17 protein-coding genes are annotated in these 20,449 nt (G+C 47.9%); 15 read left to right on the forward strand and 2 right to left on the reverse strand.

Annotated features, from left to right (window positions below):
- Positions 1–20 precede the first annotated feature (20 nt).
- The 15 genes from AC58PQ_RS16175 (at position 21) to AC58PQ_RS16245 (ending at position 16,841) form a co-directional block, all read left to right on the forward strand.
- Positions 21–878: an ABC transporter permease gene (locus tag AC58PQ_RS16175; RefSeq protein WP_497243179.1), complete on the forward strand. Its 858-nt coding sequence runs from the start codon at positions 21–23 to the stop codon at positions 876–878.
- 193 nt (positions 879–1,071) lie between these two features.
- The gene (locus AC58PQ_RS16180; protein ID WP_497243181.1) at positions 1,072–2,676 is read left to right on the forward strand and encodes an FAD-dependent oxidoreductase; all 1,605 of its coding nucleotides are present in this window, start codon (positions 1,072–1,074) and stop codon (positions 2,674–2,676) included.
- Positions 2,673–3,008 (forward strand): 4Fe-4S binding protein, encoded by a 336-nt coding sequence (locus AC58PQ_RS16185; RefSeq protein WP_497243183.1) that lies wholly within the window; start codon positions 2,673–2,675, stop codon positions 3,006–3,008. Before AC58PQ_RS16180 ends, AC58PQ_RS16185 begins: the two co-directional genes overlap by 4 nt.
- 45 nt (positions 3,009–3,053) lie before the next feature.
- Entirely contained in the window at positions 3,054–4,103 is a 1,050-nt protein-coding gene (locus tag AC58PQ_RS16190; RefSeq protein WP_497243185.1) for an ABC transporter substrate-binding protein, read from the forward strand.
- A gap of 126 nt (positions 4,104–4,229) precedes the next feature.
- Positions 4,230–5,522: an MFS transporter gene (locus AC58PQ_RS16195; RefSeq protein ID WP_497243187.1), complete on the forward strand. Its 1,293-nt coding sequence runs from the start codon at positions 4,230–4,232 to the stop codon at positions 5,520–5,522.
- A 147-nt stretch (positions 5,523–5,669) separates the two neighbouring features.
- On the forward strand, positions 5,670–7,163 hold the full coding sequence (locus tag AC58PQ_RS16200) for a glycoside hydrolase family 32 protein (RefSeq protein WP_497243189.1): 1,494 nt from the start codon (positions 5,670–5,672) through the stop codon (positions 7,161–7,163).
- A gap of 100 nt (positions 7,164–7,263) precedes the next feature.
- On the forward strand, positions 7,264–8,391 hold the full coding sequence (locus AC58PQ_RS16205; RefSeq protein WP_497243284.1) for a glycoside hydrolase family 88 protein: 1,128 nt from the start codon (positions 7,264–7,266) through the stop codon (positions 8,389–8,391).
- A gap of 216 nt (positions 8,392–8,607) precedes the next feature.
- Complete coding sequence (locus AC58PQ_RS16210; RefSeq protein WP_497243191.1) at positions 8,608–8,853, forward strand: hypothetical protein; 246 nt, start codon at positions 8,608–8,610, stop codon at positions 8,851–8,853.
- A gap of 85 nt (positions 8,854–8,938) precedes the next feature.
- Entirely contained in the window at positions 8,939–9,160 is a 222-nt protein-coding gene (locus AC58PQ_RS16215; protein WP_497243193.1) for a hypothetical protein, read from the forward strand.
- 484 nt (positions 9,161–9,644) lie between these two features.
- Positions 9,645–10,358 (forward strand): ABC transporter ATP-binding protein, encoded by a 714-nt coding sequence (locus tag AC58PQ_RS16220; protein WP_497243195.1) that lies wholly within the window; start codon positions 9,645–9,647, stop codon positions 10,356–10,358.
- Positions 10,359–10,375: 17 nt separating this feature from the next.
- A complete protein-coding gene (locus AC58PQ_RS16225) occupies positions 10,376–11,596 on the forward strand; it encodes an ABC transporter permease (RefSeq protein WP_497243197.1) in 1,221 nt (406 codons plus the stop codon).
- A 468-nt stretch (positions 11,597–12,064) separates the two neighbouring features.
- Positions 12,065–13,351 (forward strand): hypothetical protein, encoded by a 1,287-nt coding sequence (locus AC58PQ_RS16230; protein ID WP_497243199.1) that lies wholly within the window; start codon positions 12,065–12,067, stop codon positions 13,349–13,351.
- Between the two features lie 5 nt (positions 13,352–13,356).
- Positions 13,357–14,232 (forward strand): sugar phosphate isomerase/epimerase family protein, encoded by an 876-nt coding sequence (locus AC58PQ_RS16235; RefSeq protein ID WP_497243201.1) that lies wholly within the window; start codon positions 13,357–13,359, stop codon positions 14,230–14,232.
- 141 nt (positions 14,233–14,373) lie between these two features.
- Positions 14,374–15,210, forward strand: a complete 837-nt coding sequence (locus AC58PQ_RS16240; protein WP_497243286.1) for a copper amine oxidase N-terminal domain-containing protein — start codon at positions 14,374–14,376, stop codon at positions 15,208–15,210.
- A gap of 143 nt (positions 15,211–15,353) precedes the next feature.
- Positions 15,354–16,841 (forward strand): protein adenylyltransferase SelO, encoded by a 1,488-nt coding sequence (locus AC58PQ_RS16245; protein WP_497243203.1) that lies wholly within the window; start codon positions 15,354–15,356, stop codon positions 16,839–16,841.
- 72 nt (positions 16,842–16,913) lie between these two features.
- Here AC58PQ_RS16245 and AC58PQ_RS16250 read toward each other — a convergent pair whose 3' ends face one another.
- Both AC58PQ_RS16250 and AC58PQ_RS16255 read right to left on the reverse strand, forming a co-directional pair.
- Positions 16,914–18,530 carry a response regulator transcription factor gene (locus tag AC58PQ_RS16250; protein ID WP_497243205.1) on the reverse strand — a complete coding sequence of 539 codons (1,617 nt, stop codon included), beginning with the start codon at positions 18,528–18,530 and terminating at the stop codon, positions 16,914–16,916.
- On the reverse strand, positions 18,523–20,337 hold the full coding sequence (locus tag AC58PQ_RS16255) for a sensor histidine kinase (RefSeq protein ID WP_497243208.1): 1,815 nt from the start codon (positions 20,335–20,337) through the stop codon (positions 18,523–18,525). The genes AC58PQ_RS16250 and AC58PQ_RS16255 overlap by 8 nt, the downstream gene beginning before the upstream one ends.
- Positions 20,338–20,449 lie beyond the last annotated feature (112 nt).

Here is a 20,449-nt window from a genome sequence, read left to right on the forward strand (position 1 = left end):
ATGCTGAAGGGGGAGAAGGTATGAGCAATAGTGTCGAAGCACTGAGCCAGGCAGCACAAGGCATGGAAAAATCGAAAATGCAGAAGCTAGAGCTTGTTCGGATCAAATGGTTGTGGGAGAAAGTGAACGATTTCGTTATTGGCTCGATCGTGCCGTTATTACTGTTGGTCATCTGGCAGGTTTCGGGGGATTTGGGGCTGTTCTCGCCTTCCTTTTTACCGACACCGCTGCAGATCGCAGCTGAGTTTCGCACATTAATCGCTTCGGGTGAGCTTGCGCAGCATTTAGGAATTTCCCTGCAACGAGCTATCATTGGTTTTCTGATAGGTGGTTCGATTGGACTGATATTCGGCTTTTTCGTTGGTTTTGTTCAAAAGCTGGAAGTTCTGCTAGATCCCTCTTTTCAAATGCTGCGCATGATTCCGCATCTAGCGATCGCCCCGTTAATTATTCTTTGGTTCGGCTTTGGCGAGGTTTCCAAGATCGTTATCATCGCGAGCGGTGCCTTTTTCCCGATGTACATCTACACCTTTCTGGGGATTCGGAGTGTTGATTACAAATTTTTTGAGGTCGCGAAGGTATTGGATTTTAGCAAAACGAAACAGATATTCCGCTTGATTCTCCCAGCTTCCTTGCCGGGCATCCTCTTGGGCTTACGCTTATCGGTGGCGATTTCTTGGCTCGGTCTCGTTGTAGCAGAGCTAATCGGCTCACAGGAAGGGATTGGCTTCCTCATTAATTATGGCAAACAAAATTCAAGCGCGGAGCTCATTTTCGTAGGGGTCATTATTTTTGCGGTGATCGGTAAGCTTGTAGATTCGCTTGTCCGTTGGTTGGAAAGAAGATGGCTGAGCTGGCGAGACAGCTTCCAAGGTTAGCGGATCACTTGGAAATTACTTAGAATAGGGTTGACGGCTTTGAAATACGGTGCTACTATGTTCTTAATCTTAGTAAACAACTTGGTTTTATCGGCATATAATTGCATACCCTGTCCAACCGTACACACGGAGGCATTCCTACCTAGGGATGCCTCTTTTTTGTTCCAATGACATTTTAGAGGAGGTCAAGTTTATGGCAAAGATTTTGGAAGAGAATGAATTGCGGCTCGCTGCAGATGTGCTGGTGATTGGCGGAGGTCCTGCGGGAACATGGGCGGCATTAACGGCTGCAACGAATGGCTCCAAAGTGATCTTGGTGGATAAAGGCTATTGTGGAACGAGCGGGGCAACGGCGCCATCGGGCACAGGGGTTTGGTACATCAAGCCAGACGAGAAGCTGCGTGAGGAAGCTAGACAGAGTCGTTATTTGCTGGGAGGCAAGCTGGCGGAGGTGCCTTGGATGAACCGGGTGCTCGATCGCACCTATGCGAATATGAACAAGCTTGGTTCCTTGGGGTATCCGTTTCCGAAGGATGATTTCGGCGATCCTTATAAGCGCGGGTTGCAAGGACCCGAATACATGAAGCTGATGCGTAAATTGGTTCAAAAGGCAGCTGTAAAAATCCTCGATCACAGTCCCGTGCTCGAATTGCTTGCCGATGAGCATGGCGTGGGTGGCGCGACAGGCGTGAGAACGCAAAGCGGCCAAACCTGGACGGTACATGCCGGAGCGGTGGTAATCGCAACGGGTGGATGTGCCTTTTTAAGCAAAGCCTTAGGTACGAACGTGTTGACGGGGGATGGCTATTTATTGGCGGCTGAAGCGGGCGCCGATTTCTCGGGGATGGAATTCTCCAACGCCTACGCGATCTGCCCGACATTCTCTTCCGTAACCAAAACAGCCTACTACCGCTACGCATCCTTCTACCATGAGGACGGATCGATTGTGGAAGGAGCAGGGTCACAACGGGGACGCTCAATCATTGCGCGGAATTTACTTCAAGGCCGTCAAGTTTACGCTAGCTTGGATCAAGCACCGGAAGACATTCGTCCACTACTGCGTGTGAATCAGACGAACTTTTTCCTGCCATTCGATCGACTCGGGATCGATCCGTTCAAAGATAAATTCCCAGTTACCCTTCGCTTAGAAGGCACGGTACGCGGAACGGGCGGGATTCGCATCGTGGATGAGCAATGCTCGACGATTGTCCCTGGTCTATATGCCGCAGGTGATGCAGCGACTCGTGAGTTAATCTGTGGAGGATTCACAGGCGGCGGCAGTCATAATGCAGCTTGGGCGATGTCTTCTGGTTCATTTGCAGGGGAAGGTGCCGCGAAATTTGCTAAGGATCTTGGGGATAGAGCGACCCATCGTCAGCTCAAAAGTGTCTCAACGACAACCTTCACGAAGTCGGGATCAGGTCAGATTTTAAGCAAAACAAGCGAAGCCATTCAAGCGGTACAAGAGGAAGTCATGCCGTATGACCGCAATTTATTCCGTACTCAGAAAGGGTTGGAGGGTTCGATCAATCGTCTTGATGGACTCTGGAACGATCTGCGAGAACGTGTGACGACGTTAGATCTGGCAGGTGTTCGTCATCGTGAAGCAGCAGCTATGACAGCGACGGCCCGCCTTATGTACAACTCGGCGCGTGAGCGTACCGAGACGAGAGGTATGCATAAGCGTGAGGATTTCCCGAATATCGATGCTGAGCAAGGGTACCGTTTAATTAGCGGAGGTCTGGATCAGGTGTGGACGCAAAAGGCTGAAGTGAACAAGGAGGCTGTTACCCCATGATTGAGTTAGTCAGCGAGTCCAAATGCGTTTCGTGTAACCTGTGCGTGTCGGTGTGTCCGACGAATGTATTTGATCGCGTGGAAAATGGCATCCCCGTCATTGCTCGGCAAAGCGACTGCCAAACCTGCTTCATGTGCGAGCTGTACTGCCCGGCGGATGCGCTTTATGTGGCGCCTGATGCCGAGGGATTAATGCTTGTAAGTGAGGAGATCCTCGATGAGCAAGGATTATTTGGCGGTTATCGGGAGAAAGTCGGTTGGGGGAAAGGGCGTAAGCCAGTCGCTGAGCATCCCTATATGTATGAATTAGCGAAGCGAACATCCATCGGGTAAATGTATTTGAAGTTGTTGTTGTCCAAAATGAAAGGAGAATGAAAGATGAGAGAGAGACAGAAGCAAAGTAAAAGGGGATTCGGACTTTTCCGTACCACACATTTGATGATTATCTTAGCGGCAATGGTTGCTTTCCTAGCGGCATGTGGTAATTCCGACGGAGGAGCGAAGACAGCGGGGGCCAGCGCAGCAGCAGATGGCGGAGCCGACAAAGTGCAACCGCCAGCGGTGATCAACTATGGCTACATTGGCACGAACAAGCTGAATTTTCCAGGTGGTGCAGAGGGTTGGGGCTTATATAAAGGGATTATTCAAGAGGAGCTCAAAAAGTACGGCATCACCGAGATCAAGCCCGTGGCTTTCCCTAACGGACCTGACCAAAGCGAGTCGTTGATCAGCGGTAGATTGGATTTCGGCAGCTTGGGTGATACGCCAGCGCTTCTTGCTCGTTCGACTGGCGCGAAGACGAGGGCTATTACGCAGAACACAACAGATAATATTGGTTATTTAATCGGGAAAAAGGGCGGTCCAACAACGATTGCTGATTTGAAAGGCAAAACAATCGCGATTCAAAAAGGCTCCTTCATGCACCGCTATATTGCCGGACTTGTGAAGGAACAAAATGTGCCCGACGTAAAGTTCATCCATATGCTGCGCCCTGATGGTGAAGCAGCTCTGTCTCGTGGCGAAGTGGACGCTATGACGAACAGCGCGATCTTTGCTCTGAAACAAATTGAGAATGGCTTTCCATTGATTGATGATGCCTCCAAGCATCCGAATTTGATCGGAGGTAGCGTTACGGTTGTCTCCGAGGACTACCTGAAGAAATTCCCTGATTTCCCAAAGGTGTGGAATGCAGCTAGGGAGAAAGCGCTCAAGGATTTGCAATCCAAACCGGATGAATATTATCAATTCCTATCCCAACTGAATGGCTTCACACCGGAATTGAACAAGAAGGTTACACCGATCGAGACGATCAAAGATGTTAATTTTAAGGACGATGGTGTGAAGCTGCTTGATGGAACGAAGAAATTTCTAGTGGAAGAGAAGCTGGCGGAGAAGGATTTTGATCTCAATCAGTGGCTTTTAAAATAAAGGTGCTTCGCCTATTCGGAAAGGAAATGATGAATATGTCCGTATCAACACAAGCTGGTAATCAAGCGGTTGTATCCCCTGAGGTGGAGGCCCATCGCAAGGCGAATTATCCCGTGGATGCGCTGAATGAAAGCATTATCGAAGGTTCTTTCTAACGCCATGGACCCGTGGAATCGGCAGTTTACAGCGTTGCTTTCTGTACAATTGCTTGTATCAACCGCACACGGTATGTTCGTTCCCCTCTTGCCCAGCTTTCTTCAGGATGTTGGGCATGTGAGTGGGGATTCCCTTTACATATGGTCAGGCGCGATTTTCTCGGCCAATTTCATGATCATGATGCTGTTGATGCCTTTCCTCGGACGTATCGGGGATCGGTATGGACGAAAGCCTGTCATGTTGTGGTCGGGATTTGGTATGACTCTCGTAACGGCATGCATGTCACTTGCCAACGAGCCTTGGCAGTTGGCGCTGCTGCGATTGGCGCAGGGCTGTTTTACCGGCATCCTGCCATTCACAATGGTGCTGATCTTGATTGGCGCTGCCAAAAACAAAGTCGGCGTCTCCGCCGGCACGATGCAGATGATGGGCGAGACCGGTTCGTTAATCGGACCGTTGATCGCCTCAACATTGCTATCCTTCTACACAGTACAAGGCTCGTATCCGGCCATGAGTATCTGTATTTTACTTGCGACCGTTAGCGTTCTATGTTTTGTCAAAGAAGGTCCCCGCACCCCTGTTGTTTCTAAAATGGAACGAAGCACATTGCTGTCCGATTGGAAGCGCATTTGGCGGATGAAGCCGCTCCCCTCTCTATTGCTCAGCGCCTTATGCATTAATTTCGCGCTGGTCGGGACGAATCCAATTATCCCTTACTACGTGCGGCAATCCACGCATACGTTTACCTTTCTCAACGATCAATGGCTGCTCGGCATTACCTTATCGGCGACATCGCTTGCAGTTATCGGTTTCTCACCGTTGCTGGGCATGCTCTCCGATCGCGTAGGACCTCTATTGTTGCTGAAAATAGCGACCAGTACTGCGTTCCTCTTATGTGCCCTGCATGCTGTGACGCATCTTTATCCGCTCATACTTGTTTGTAGGTTTCTGCTCGGTCTGTGCGTAGCAGGCATGATGCCCAACATTCAAGCCCAGGTGCGTGGCTTAGCCCGTAAGGGGATGGAGGGGCAGACCTTCGCTATGGTGAATTCCTGGATGTTTTTAGGCTGCTTGTCCGGGCCATTACTCGGCGGTGTTATTGTTGCTCATTTCGGTATACGTGGCTGGTTCGTTACGGCCATGCTCGTCTTTGGCATTAGCTGCTGGCAAGCCTTCCACATCGGAAGCTACCCGTCGCGGAAGGCCGAGCTGGAAGTTGTTCAAGTAGGGAAGTGTGAGTCTACAATTGCAAATCCAAACTAGCGAGCCCATTGGGGCTCGTTTTTTGCGGCTGTCAAGTACCTGCATAATCTCAACTGAAAATCAAGCATTTTATTTTCGGGCATGATATAGTTTTGCTATAGAAGTACTTGATTGGCTTTCTTTCAGTTGGATGGAGGAGGTTCTCAGATGAGTCATCAGCTAGGAATAGAAAGGAATAAGCGCCACATGGAACGTGTGGAACAAGCGAATCAAGCATTGGAGCAAGCCGCCAAGTCGGTTACGGAAGATGGATTTAGGCTTGGCTATCATCTCATGCCACTAGCGGGCTGGATGAATGATCCGAACGGGCTCATTTATTGGAGCGGGGAGTATCACGTGTTTTATCAGCATTATCCGTTTGAGCCGAAATGGGGGCCGATGCACTGGGGTCATGCCAAAAGCAAGGATTTGGTGCGCTGGGAGCATCTTCCCATCGCGTTGGCGCCTTCGGAAGAATACGACAGCGGTGAAACAGGTGGGTATGGCTGTTGGTCGGGTAGTGCAGTCGATGATAACGGGGTATTGACAGTCGTCTACACAGGCCATGTGGATGGGCGCACACCGACAGAGGTTCAGTGTCTTGCAACTAGTACGGATGGGGTAACTTTTTATAAATCAGGAACTAATCCTGTTATTGGGGGCGCACCGGAAGAAGGCGGGGTCGGCTTTCGCGATCCGAAGGTTTGGCAGCATGACGGTCAGTGGTACATGGTTGTCGGTTACGGAAAGGATGGCTTGGGCAAAGCGTTGATGTACACGTCCTCTGATTTGCTGGCATGGCGCTATCTCGGGGTTGCGGCGGAGAGCAATGGAACGATGGGGGATATGTGGGAGTGCCCTGATGTATTCCCGCTAGGTGATGAGCATGTGTTGATTATTTCCCCGATGAATATGGGCGCAACCAAGACCATGTACCTAACAGGTAAGCTAAGCTATGAGACGGGGGAATTCGATTGCCGTTACGCTGAGAGGCTGGACTATGGGTTCGATTTCTATGCACCGCAAACATTGGTGGACGGACAGGGAAGGCGCATCCTCATGGGGTGGATGAACATTTGGGGAGCCCAGATGCCTGAGCAGGCAGATGGCTGGATGGGGGCTTTTACCTTGCCGCGTGAGCTGACACTTGCTGAGGATGGCACGCTGCGGATGCAGCCTGTGGCCGAATTGGCGGCGCTGCGGAATGGCAAGGAGAGCGTCGATCGACAAAGGATTCCAGCTGATGCGATTGTTTCATTGGAGAATGTTCAAGGCGACCAGCTAGAGCTGATTGTCGTGTTTAATACGAAGGAATCTGGCGCTGAGGCAGTGTTTGGACTTCTCGTTCGCTGCTCAGCGGATGGCACCGAGAACACGGAAGTTTCTTACTCGGTAGCGGAGCGTATACTCCGCGTTGATCGTACGCGCGCCGGTTCAGGTGAAGCGGGTGTGAGTGAAGTTATTGTGGAACCGCTGGAAGACGGAAGTATTCGGCTTCATCTGTTCTTGGATCGAACTTCGGTGGAGCTGTTCGCGAATAACGGGCTCAAGACGTTAACGAATCGGATTTATCCAAAGGGAGACAGTCTTGGCATCAAGCTGTTTGCTCGGAATGGGGAAGCAAAGTTGGAAAGCTTGGATGCGTGGGAGTTGTCGTTGTAGATATAACAGGATAACCAAGTTTAAACAGGTTGAGCATTTCTCAAAGCCAGGTGATATAATAGGTTAAACGTTTCAACTAACCTGATGAGGAGTGTCTCCGATGACAATTCAGAAAGAGTGGGCTCAGGAAGCTTGGGCACAAACGGTAGCAAAAGTAGGCAAAACCAGCAAGCGAATTGGTGATGGCTTCCCACATGCAAGTGTGGATGGCGAATATAAGCTGGAGCCTGCTTATTGGTGGACCGCTGGTTTCTGGCCAGGGTTGCTATGGCTATTGTACCGAGACACGAAGGATGAGGGGCTTAAGCAACTGGCAGAGTCCTGTGAACAACAGCTCGATCAAGTTATAACCGACTACTATCGTCTGGATCATGATATCGGCTTTATGTGGACGCTGACAAGTGTTGCCCGCTACAAGCTGCTTGGCTCAGATGACTCCAAGCGCCGCGCCTTGTTGGCAGCGAATCTGCTAGCTGCGCGTTTCAACGTGAAGGGAAGCTACATACGCGCTTGGAATCCATGGCGCGAAGGCGAGGATAATGCTGGCTGGGCCATCATTGACTGCATGATGAACCTGCCCTTGCTGCACTGGGCAGCGCTGACCACGGGTGATCCGCGCTTCAAAGAAATCGCCGTCAGGCATGCCGACATGGCGGTTGATCACTTTATCCGTCCGGATGGATCGGTGAACCATATTGTGATTTTTGATCCTGCCACTGGAGAGAAGCTTTCGGTGAACGGTGGGCAAGGCTTTGCGCCGGAATCGGCCTGGTCGCGTGGAACCGCGTGGGCGATCTACGGGATGAGCCTGAGCTATAAATACACAGGCGATGAGAAGTATTTGCAGGCAGCGAAGCGTGCCGCGCACTTCTTCTTGGCGAACCTGCCGGAGGACCATGTGCCACATTGGGATTTCCGGTTGCCAGATGGCATTCCGGCGTACCGCGACTCCTCGGCAGGCGCGTGTGCGGCTTGTGGTTTGCTCCTGATCGCAGAGCAAGTGAGCAGCCAAGAGGCCTTACTCTACCGTGAAGCGGGTGAGCGGATTCTGCACTCGCTCTACACCAACTACGGCGCGTGGGATTCCGAATCCGAAGAAGGTCTGGTTACGCATGGCACAAGCCACTACCCAGAAGGCAAGAACGTCGATGTTCCACTCATCTATGGTGATTACTATTTCGTAGAGGGTCTTTCTCGGTTGCTCGGGCATGGCGAGTTGTTCTGGTAAGCTTTGTTAATGTTTATCTGTAAAAAGAGTTGTCCTTCAGTAGCTTTAGAGCTGCTTGAGGGCAGCTCTTTTTTGCTTTTCGCGCCTGCGCTAGCCCCCATCCCCCCACAAAAAGACTTTTACTGCAGTAAATCGACATCCGCCCTCATTGTTGGTCCTACACCCTAAAACCTATAATAAACACATAAGACAAATAGATTGCGTAGGTGAGAGCAGATGAAATCCGCTACTGTGAATGAGGTTAGCGGGAAAAACAGCACAGGCCGAGCATCCGTCGTGCTGATTAACAACAGCTCTTCTGCGATCACGACGACGATCAGCGGCCTGACGATGGCCAATGTTTCTGGTAGACGAACAAGTGCTACTGAGGATCTCGCCAAGTTAACAGACATAGCAGTAGTTGGCGGTGCGATAACGGTAACATTGCCTGTGAAATCGGTATCTAGCTATTCAGAGTTCTAAGGGAGATCGGTATGTTAGTTTAATTTTTGCTGGATTTGGGCATCCTTTTACTAGATTGAAAGATTCTAGTGAATGGAGTGGTCATATGACAACAATCCTGAAACCAATCATCCCTAATAGAATTGCGGAATCCATCGAAAACCTTCGGAGTGAGGGGTGGGTCGACGATGACTTTTTCAACTTTGCGCGTTATGACGAAGAGTCTCCTGAAGCTCGCAGGTTGTATCACTTTTTTCGGAACAACCGCGTAGACTTTGCGGCGGCCATTATCAATAGTTACAGTGTGCAAGGGGAAAGCACCTCGTAGTGAGTTGTGTAATTGTTTGTGTTAGGTTACATGACGTAATTTCCTGTGTATCAGCTTTAAGAAGCGAGTATAAATATTCATGTCATTATAATTGACATGTAAACGATCGCCTCGTATAATAATATTAACCGCACGACGATGTGCAACTAATATTCGAGGCAATGGCGCCTATCCTACCACAGGATAGGCGTTTTCTGTCTTTTTGAAAGGGTGAATACGATGATGAAACGCTTAACGAACCTTGTTTTGTTTATCCAAGTTCTGCCTGTCGCTTTGAGATGGTACTAATTATTTCATGTTAGGTTTCACCCTGATCTAACCCAAATTGTAATAGCTACCTCTAAACGCTGTCGCTCATTTTCGGGTGGCCGCGATAGAGGTTTTTTATTTTTTTATCCAACCTTCATACTTTGGGCAAACTTTCATGATACGATGTTGGCAAAGTGTACCTGATGCACGATAAGGATGGAAAGGAAGTCACGAAATGTCAGACGAACAGTTAGCTGTATTAGATATTCATATTGAACAGGCCGGTTACGATGAGGTGCCGGATATTATTAAGGGGATTCATTTTACGGTAAGGCAAGGCGAGCTCGTGGGATTGTTAGGTCCGAACGGCGCTGGCAAAAGCACGACAATCAAGAGCATCCTCGGGTTACTGAAGGATTTTAAAGGCAAAATCTCCTTCATGGGTGAAAGCAAAAGCTACGCGTATATTCCCGAGCACCCGATTCTATATGATGAATTGACGCTGTGGGAGCATATGGAATTCGCAGCTTCGGTTTATGAACTGGATCGAACAGTGTTCCTGGAGAGAGCAGATGACCTGCTGCATCGGTTCCGTTTACTCGATGAGAAGCATCAATTGCCTGGGAAATTCTCCAAAGGCATGCAGCAGAAGATCATGCTCATTCTCGGATTTTTGAATAAACCCGATGTGTACATCGTGGACGAGCCCTTCATTGGCCTAGATCCGAAGGCGATTAAGGATTTCTTGGGGATGCTGGAAGAGGAACGGAAGCGTGGCGCGGGCATTCTGATGAGTACCCATGTATTAGATACGGCGGAGCGGATTTGCAGTTCATTTGTGCTGCTTTCGGGTGGCAGATTGGTTGCGAACGGTACACTGCAAGACATCCAAAAACAATGCGACATGCCAGAAGCTACCTTGTTCGACTGCTTCCATTCCTTATTATGAGAGGGGGCGACAGCGGTTTGAACAGCAGCTTTCAGGTTTTTGCACGAAGAGTTCGTTCGGATATCAAATTCCAATACCGTGCCTTACGCATGGCCGTCGATTGGGTCATTGCGATTTATTTTGTCATTCCCCTGTTGATCGTGGCAGGTTATCACTATTATGCGTGGTATATGACGCCGCCAGCTTGGTTAAGCGGGATATCGATACATACGGTGGCAACACTTTTCTACATTTTCACATGGATGGGTACGCTGCGTTATTTTGTGGAAGAGGGAGATCAGTTGTTTCTCCGGCAAAATGAAGGCTGGTTTCGACATCTGATGCATCTCGGCTATCGTTATTCGGTGGTGCTGCAGGCCGTCACTTCGATGTTGGCAACGCTCCTTTTCCTGCCATTATTAGTGCCTGTATATACATATAGCGTAGTACAAGTCGTGTGCTTCTGGTTACTGACTTATGTAGTTAAGCTGAATATTGGACTAGTTCGTCAATTGCTTGCACTTCGATTCCAGAGGTTCATGCTTTGGGTGTTTCGTATTGTCATATTTGCGGGCGGATTCTTCCTATTCCAACTGTTAGTTACAGAGATCACGGATGGAATCTTCTATAGTTGGGCAGCGATAGGGCTTGGGCTAGTAACATTCATACTTCTAACCCGGACGCGGCTGCGTGAAAAAGGCTCCTTCTTCGCGGATATCGCAAGAGAGCGAGATGCGCGGATGCGTATCGTCTCCTTGATGTTAATTCGTGTGATGGAGCGCAAAAGAAAGCCGACACGCAGGTACCCGCTTTTATTCAGTAGATCGAAACGGTTGCTCAAAGGCAAAGGAGCCGGCACTGGTATTGCTGAGCTATTAGTAAAATCCTATTTCCGAAATGGTTTACAATGGCGACAGTCGATACAGTTCGTTGTCGTGGTTAGCGGAGCTCTGTTTATTTTGCCTGGCGCGATTAAAATTCTCGTCTGGATTCTTGCGGCAGTCCTACTGGTCTTCTGGCGGAAATCGTTTTGCAAGGATGAGCTGAAGGCGCCGTTTCTGTCACTATTCCCGATTCAAGATACGATGAAGCACCAAGCGATTCAGAGGGCGATGCCCATCCTTGTCCTACCAGCGATGATCGTCATCAGCCTAGTTGCGGGTGTCTCGCTATTTACTTGGTGGGGGCCAATTGTGATGATTGGCGCTGCAATCCCGCTGACGTATGGAACTTCATCGGTGTTTACAAGCTGGTACTGAGTAGCGCAAACATAGCAAACAAGTAAGGTTAGCCAGAGCTGCTCTGGCTAACTTTTTTCTCATTTTAAACAGGGGATGTGTGAGTGAGATGTACATGGTAAATAACGGAATAGAACGCTAAATTTAAGCGGATGCTACCCCAATAATGATGATGATCGAGATCATACCTAGCTTTTTACTCATACTTGACCCCCGATTATTTACTCACTCTCTCCCTATTATAAGTCCTATATCTAAACAGGCGCTTACTTAGTTATTAAAATAATCTAAACAATCGAGCGAGCATCAGCGGAAGAATCAATGGCAACATGACGTTCACTTTCTGCAAAGTAACCCTAAGTGGATCCTAAAGATTATGTGCTTTAGTGCAAATTTTCATGTTATTCAATGCATGTATATTAATAGTAAATGGCACTATGATTATTTTATGAGTAAACGAAATAGTGCAAATAAACTGGAGGGGTACTTATGTTGCATCCATTCATGGGAATCAAGGATTGGGATCGTATTGGGATGTCAGTAGAGGAATCAGCGAAAACATTACAACGAATTGCCTATGTAGATCGTCAACTCATGCGGATCGAGGCCGCTCATATGGCGGCTAGACCTGAATATGAAATAAAAGGAGCACTTGCGCGCTTAAGCTCGCAGGATGCGGAGCACCACGATCAATTCCGCAATCGGATTAAGCAGCTCCGGATGAGCACCGTGGCATTCGACAAATGCCCAGATGCGTCGCTGAACGAGCTCATGCAAACGGTGCTGAATTCAGCGACAACATTAGGCTTGTTGACGGCACTTTTTGAAGTCGTGAAACCGGCACAAATCGCTGCGATTCATGCCTATAAGGGTAAAGCGCAGCCTCTCGTTGATGAACCTACGCTCCATATCATGAAGCACCAGCTCATCGACCGCGAGGAGCAAATGGATTGGGGGCACGGAGCGCTGCAGCATCTTTTGCTAACTGCCTCGGAAGCTGAGAAGGAACAAGCGAGGCACTGGAGAATGTATGTGGAGCAACTGCTAGCAGCAGCTGGCGGTATTACTGGGTGGGAAGAAAGGGTCCCAGTGGATCCAGCTGTTAGGATCACAACTGAGCCTTTCGCCATGCCGAAAAGGAGTGTACGAGACAGTCGTTTTCAGTCACAAGTTGTGAAAATGCAAGGTTTTTCCATCCCAGACAACGAGGAAGGACGATTCTTGACGATGATGCTGGCGAGGTATTTCGAGATGTCTCCAGCAGAGGGCGTGGCGTATGTCCATTTCACAACAGAAGGCAAGCCCTGGCATTTCTATCGCGATACGGCTAGGCATATGTGGGATGAGGTTCGCCACAGCTGGTTTGGTGAGGCAGCGCTCCGAGCGAAGGGGTATGATGTGTATCAATTCCCCAACTGGACGGGGTGGTACGATATGACGGCACAGCTGTTTGAGGGCACCGAGGCTTACTCGCATTTGACGATCGCTATTGAGAAAGCGGCGATGAAGTATCCGCCTGGTAAACGTGAGGAGTGGGAGTTTTGCCGAGATGTCGCGAAGGATCCGCTGATGACGACGTTTCAGGATTTTGACTGGGCAGATGAAGTTGTGCATGCAGGCTTTGGACAGCGTTGGATGATTGAAGATGTCCATGGCGGCGATGCGCGTGCGGCACAGGAAGAGGCGGATCGAACGATGAAGAAACGCGCTGTGTACATGGAGGCGCATGGTGACCTCAATAAAAATAAACCGGCAGGAAGCCTGGGAGGATACTAACGCTGATGGTGGCAAAATTCGATAATGCCCGTATTAATGATGGCTCTAATCGCCCACCGCGACTTGAAATTCATCAATCCATGTGGGCTATGATGTGTCTGGGGGAAGATGGAACTGAGCTTCCACTAGAGGAAAAGTTCGAGCGTATCGCAGGTGCGGGCTTTACTGGGATCCTAGCTAGAGTGCCAGAGGTAGATACGAGGGATGAGTGGAAAAGGTTACTGCAGCAATACAGTCTCAGCTTTGGCTCTCATTGTTTCCCATATAGAGCGGGTGACTTAACAAGTCATTTTCAGCATGCAGCTGATATGGAAATGCTTTACGTGAACGGGCAGGTGGCCGACTCTTTTGTGATTGGCGAAGAGGCAATGGAGCTGTTGCGTGGACTCGTTGCTGTGTCTGCTACGCATAGGATCCCATTTTATGTAGAGACGCACCGCGGCAAAATTACACAAGACTTGATCCGCACCGTGCAATACGCCCAAGCGCTGCCTGATCTGCGTTTTACACTAGATATCTCCCATTATGTGTTGGCTGGGGAAATGATGTTGGAGCAAGAAAAAGCAGAGCTATTATTCGAAACCGTGCTGCAGCGCACGTCCGCGATTCATAGCCGCATTTCTTCAGGTGAGCAAATACAAGTGGATGCTGGCTACTCCGATGCGATCCTTGAGCGCTTTGAAAAATGGTGGACCCAAGCGATGCGCTATTGGCTGCAGGGAGCTAAGCCGGGCGATGTGCTGCCTTTCGTCTGCGAGCTTGGACCTGCGCCTTATGCGCTCACAGGGGCGGATGGCAAGGAACTATCCAGTCGGTGGGAACAGGCCTTGGTTTTGAAAAGTATCGCGGAAGCATGCTGGAAACGTGCTACGGAAGGATAGGGTAAAAGGTTGAGCGAGGAGAGATCCTTGTTCGACCTTTTTTTACTACGACCCATCCAAAATCAGGAAGTCTACCGAATAACTAAGAGAGTGATAAAGTGACATAAAAAGATACATAAAAAAGGAGTCATTATTATGAAAATGAAAAAAACATGGATGATTACAGCTTCCTGCATCGTTGCAACTAGCCTTATGGCTGGATCGGCATTCGCCAAATCCGAGAATGGCAACAACCCAGATAAACCAGATACGTCAAAAACAGGCGTAAAAATCAATGTGAAAGTGGATGGAACGGATGCAACTGTTACTTCCAATACGTATGGTAATGGTAAAAACGGTTATAAAGGTCTTCTGAACGCTATAGAAAATGTCAAGGATAAGCCAGCTGGTGCTGTGATTGCTGAGCTTCTTTTGACTAACTACGGTGCCCATATTAGTGATGAATTGAAAGCTGAACTTGATTTAATTAAGGATAGAGATGCTGCGCTATCTGCTGTCGCTGACGTATTGGACGAGCAGGGAAGTGTAACAGATGCGGTTTATGTTCAAAAGGAAGCAGTGAAAGTAAACCTTAAAAACATCAATTCCTATAAAAAGCTAACTAAGCTTTATCATAAGCTAGGGAAAAAAGGTGTTTTCTTATACGTAAATGGTGAGGAGCCAACTTTGGAAGTGAATCCATTCATAAAAGATGGCAGCACTTTGGTGCCATTCCGTGCCATTTCGGAGGCGTTAAAAGCTGAAGTGAAGTGGGACGCAGAAGAGCGTTCGGTAACAGTTACACGCGACGGTGTTAGTGTGAAGCTATTTATCGACAGCACGAAGGCTTTGGTAAACGATAAAGAAGTTATTTTAGAGGTTCCTGCAACGATCGTTGAAGGCAATACGGTCGTACCGGTTCGTTTCATTAGCGAATCATTGAAAGCAACGGTTAAATGGGAAGACGAGACCAAATCAGTCGTTATTTACGAAGAATAATAAACGTTCGTCCCAAATTGAGAGCCTACGTTGAGTAGGCTCTTTTTGGCATGTAATTGGTGTCCATCGATGTGAAAAGGGTATAATATAGGTGTATGATGTAAAAAACGAAGATGAAAATGAGTATACAAAAAGGAGCTACAATGACAGAAAACCCAGCCACACAAGATACAGGATGGAACTTTGACAACAGTTATGCACGTTTGCCGCAATCCTTCTTTACGAAGGTTGACCCAACACCTGGACACGCAACGAAGCTGGTCATACTTAATGGTCCATTGGCAGCAAATCTGGGGCTTAACGCCGATGCGTTACAAAACGATGAAGGTGTGGCCATTCTTGCTGGCAACCAGATTCCCGAAGGCGCATTACCGCTTGCTCAGGCCTATGCGGCGCATCAATTCGGACATTTTAACATGTTAGGGGACGGCCGGGCTATCTTGCTTGGCGAACAGATTACGCCTAATGGAGAGCGGTTGGATATTCAGCTAAAAGGCTCAGGAAGAACGCCATACTCCCGTCGAGGCGATGGTCGAGCTGGCCTCGGGCCGATGCTGCGTGAATATATCATCAGCGAAGCTATGGTCGGTCTTGGTATTCCTACCACTCGCAGCCTAGCTGTGGTTACAACCGGTGATGTCATTTACCGCGAAACCGAGCAACAAGGAGCAGTTCTAACACGAATAGCTGCTAGTCATATACGCGTTGGGACCTTTCAATATGCCGCACAATATGGCACAGCCGAGGATATCCAAGCCCTTGCGGATTACACACTGCAAAGACACTATCCAGAAGTGGCCGCAAGTGAGAACGGGAGTGAGAATCGCTACCTTCACTTCCTTCAGGAAGTGATCAAGCGTCAGGCTAATCTCATTGCCAAATGGCAGCTCGTTGGCTTTATACACGGGGTGATGAACACCGACAATATGGCCATTAGCGGAGAAACCATTGATTATGGTCCTTGCGCTTTCATGGATGCCTATGATCCAGCCACGGTTTTCAGCTCCATTGACACGCATGGCCGCTATGCGTATGGTAATCAGCCGCGAATTGCCGTATGGAATCTCGCGAGATTTGCGGAGACCCTTTTGCCGCTGCTTCATACCGACCAAGAACGGGCAATCAAGTTAGCCGAAGGTGCATTGTCCGAGTTCTCCACGGCTTATCAGCAAACATGGCTCGGGGGAATGAGAGCGAAGCTAGGGATTTTTGGCGAAGAGGAAGAGGATCTTGCACTTGTCGATGGCCTGCTTAGCATAATGGAGAAGTATAATGCGGACTATACGAATACATTCGTAGCCTTCACTTCCAATAAGCTGGAAGACACAGTTCTGTTTAGCTCGCCGGAATTTGCTTCATGGCAGGAGCAATGGCAGGCGAGACTAGGCAGACAGCAAGAAAACCAAGCCGATTCGCAACAACTAATGCGTACCAGCAATCCTGCGATCATCCCGCGAAACCACAGGGTAGAAGAAGCACTCGAAGCCGCGGTCGAACATGGAGACTATAGCGTGATGGAGCGACTTCTTGCTGCTCTTTCGAGCCCTTTCGCGCACACACCTGAACAGGCTGAGTTTGCTACTTTGCCTGAGCCATCAGCCTGTGCTTACCAAACTTTTTGCGGGACCTAAAATAATAGCAATAAACGGAGAAGGGCAAACTAATTTGCCCTTTCTTCTATGACGGATGCGTTGACGGTTTTGCTATGCTTTAAACGCGGTAGCTTGCTTTTCTTGATACTCTCCAGGGGGCATGTGGAAGTGCTGCTTGAAAACATGGGAAAAATGCTTGACGCTTACGTATCCTACTTTGTCCGAGACTTCTACAATTTTCTCAGCAGGTCTTGCTCTCAGTAGCTTGGCAGCTTGCTCCATGCGCACTCTTGTTAAAAATTTAATATAAGATTCGTTCACGCTCTTATGAAATACATTGCTCAAGTAACTAGCCGAGACGCCTATAGTATCTGCAATAATAGCGAGAGAGATGGGTTCCGCGTAGTGCGAATAGATGTATTCCTTAGCCTTAGCTACAAGGTCATGCTCGTTGTCATTAGTGGGCCTCGGCATGGCATGCAGGTTGAAGGATTTGAGAATTTCATAAAAGATAAGCAGCACTTCTTCCTTGGATGGTTCCTGAAGAGTGAAGTTTTCCAGCTTCCTGAGGATCGTCTGAGCAGCTTGGATCCCTTCATCTGTGAAATTAGGATTCATGGCTGCTATGCATCGAATTAAATGAACGCCATACCGGTAAACAACGGGAAGATGGTAACTGTCCATAAGCTCCGCATAATGCCTGACAGAAACCATGTAGTTGGTCTCATTACTATCAAGCAATCCTGCTTGAATGGCCTTCAATGCTTTATCCAGTTCTAGAATGGAAGGCATAGCCTTACTCTCACCACAGAAGGAGAAGCAGGAGTTACCGCCATATATCAGACGGCTTATTAGCATCTTATGCGCTTTGCGGTAAGAGGAGTTCAAGCGAAGTACGTCGTTCACACAAGTACCAATAGCACCGGTGATCGTAATCCCCGTACTCTTATAGAGAGCGTCAGCTACTTTGGCATGAATCAGTCGGCATTGTTCAATCAGGTCATCTTGGTTCTCACCGGTTACAAGTATAATTGTATTTTCTTCCGAATCGTAGAATACACGCCCTTCCTCCACTATTTCCGTCGCAATCTGTTGCAAAATATATTTAAATACAGGAATATCAGCGAACGGAATAGATTTTCTAAGGATCATATCTTCATCCAAAGAGAGGATCATCAGATTACCTTCAGACTCGATTAAGCTCACCTTAAGACGGAAGAGAAGCGGGTAGAGTACTTTGATCTCTGCATTGCTGTCTTCGATGACTGCCTTAAGGAAGTTTTTGACCACGTGGTTTTTGGAATCCTCAGAGAGTATAAGCATTGAATGCTGGGTAAGGAGCTGACTTTTCTCTTTATCCAAATCTTGCGTAATACGTTCGAGGACGACGCGGAGCTCATCTTTTACAATGGGCTTCAGAACATATTCATTAACACCATAAGTAATAGCTTCCCTAGCAAAGCTAAATTCATCATGGCCAGATAGGATGATCGTTCTCGGTCGAGGAGACTTTTGAGAGACAATTCTACATAAAGTGAGTCCGTCCATGACGGGCATTTTAATATCGGTGAGGATTAAATCAACAGCATGTTGATCAAGAAGCTCGAGCGCTTCCTTGCCATCCGAGGCGACATGCACGACCTCCCATTGGGCATTGATCTTCGGAATAGTTAGCTTCAGATAATCTCTAGTAAGCGACTCATCGTCGACCACGAGCATTTTATACATGCTGCTTCTCCCTTCTAGCGTCTAATTTGGGTAAAATGATAGTGACGCATGTGCCAACTTCCGGCGTACTATCAATCTTCAATCCATACTCCGTCCCATACTTCAGCTTGATCCGCTTATTTACATTGACCAGACCGACTCCTGTACCTGCACTATGATGTAAACCTTGGAGATCCTCGTTATAAACCAACGATTCCACACGTTCCCGCAGCTTAACTAGTTTATCGGCATCTATCCCTTTTCCATTATCTCGAACATAGAAATAGAGATTAGTGTCATCTTCATCACTATTAATATGAATGACCGTTTTCTCTTTCTTCATCTCGCACCCATGAATAACGGCATTCTCAACGGCAGGTTGCAGGAGAAGCGCAGGTATATAATAACCTTTAAGCGAATTAGCAATAGTAATCGTGTATGCCAGCCTTCCGTCGAATCTGCTGCTTTGAATGCCGAGGTAAGCCTCCAGTAGACTGATTTCTTGCCCAATCGTGATTTCTTTATCCCAGGTTGTCATCCCCCTTAGGAGGGAACTAAGCTTATTGATTTGATCTACGGCTTGCTCCTCTTTGCCACTCTGCATCAGAAGAGAGATCATATTGAGTGTGTTGAAAATAAAATGAGGCCTAATCTGGTTGAACAATGCTTTGATTTGTGCTTCCTTTTGCAGAAAATTTGCCTCATACACTTCGCTGACAAGCTTTGTGTTCTCTTCAAGCATCACTTGAATACGGTGAACCATCCCATTAAACGAGGACCCTAGGTAGCCTATCTCATCATATCTTTGGTTAGGGAAGGTGACAGATAAATTACCATGCTCAATTTCTTTCATCAGCTTCACGATGGTTAGCAGCGGATTGAGGTATCTTTTGATAAAGAAGAAATAGACGAGAATAGCGAGAAAGGAGCTAATAATCGCCATTAAAAAAGCAATATTTCTTGTTTTGATGGCATTGTGATTGAGTTCGGCAAGGGAGTTTACGGCAACAACAGTCCAATTAGCTCGTGAAATGGGAGTCGCGTTCAACAGATAGTTCTCATTATCCAAACGGATCGTCGTCTTGGATTGGCTGGTTTTCTGCATGGTTTGATATAGATCCAGCTCATGACCGCCTTTGACATTGGAAAAAATAAGATTATGATCTGCATCCACTATGAAAAGCCCGCCTTTACTGCCCATGTTCACTTTATTGCCAATGGCTTCAATACCGCTGTAATTCGCATCCACCTTAATAATGCCGATAATTTTCTCCGTATCTTTGGTACTGCGTAACTGCCTTACGATCGAGAAGACCTTATTCCTCGGATTCTTAATAATTTGCTGCAAATGAGCGGGGACGAAGATAGATTCCTGCGTTAAAAGCGCTTCCTTATACCAATCGAAGTTGTGAAAATCGACCTTTGAATCGATGTTAGTCTGCACCCTGCCGCTCGAGTATGCCGTATCCGTTAGTACAAATACAGTCAGAATATCATTTCTTGGGATGATCATAATCTCATCAAGAAAATCTTCAATCGTGCGAGTTTTCTTGAGTTGTTCGATCTCCGATTCGGTTTGAGTGGTTTCCAATGCAGCCATCACAGCCGAATTTCGGTAGGGGGCGACTGATAAACGCGATAAGTCGTCGAGGTAATTGTCGATGTTCAGAGAAGCTTGCTCGATAATCTGTTGAACTCTTTCGGTGGACTGATTCTCAAAATCTTTGGTGTACTGATGGTAGGAGACGAATGAAACCAGGATCACAGATAGTAGAATTAATAGACCAGTCATGATTAACAACTTGAACTTAATGCTCCATGTCTTCATTCCATAACCTCCCTCTATGCCCAATATATCACATCAAGTTCAGTAACATCAGCACTTCTAAAAAAACCGCACTCCAATCAAGAAAATTGAGGTCTTAACGGACGAGTGGATC

The organism is Paenibacillus sp. J22P143 (genome assembly GCF_059692035.1).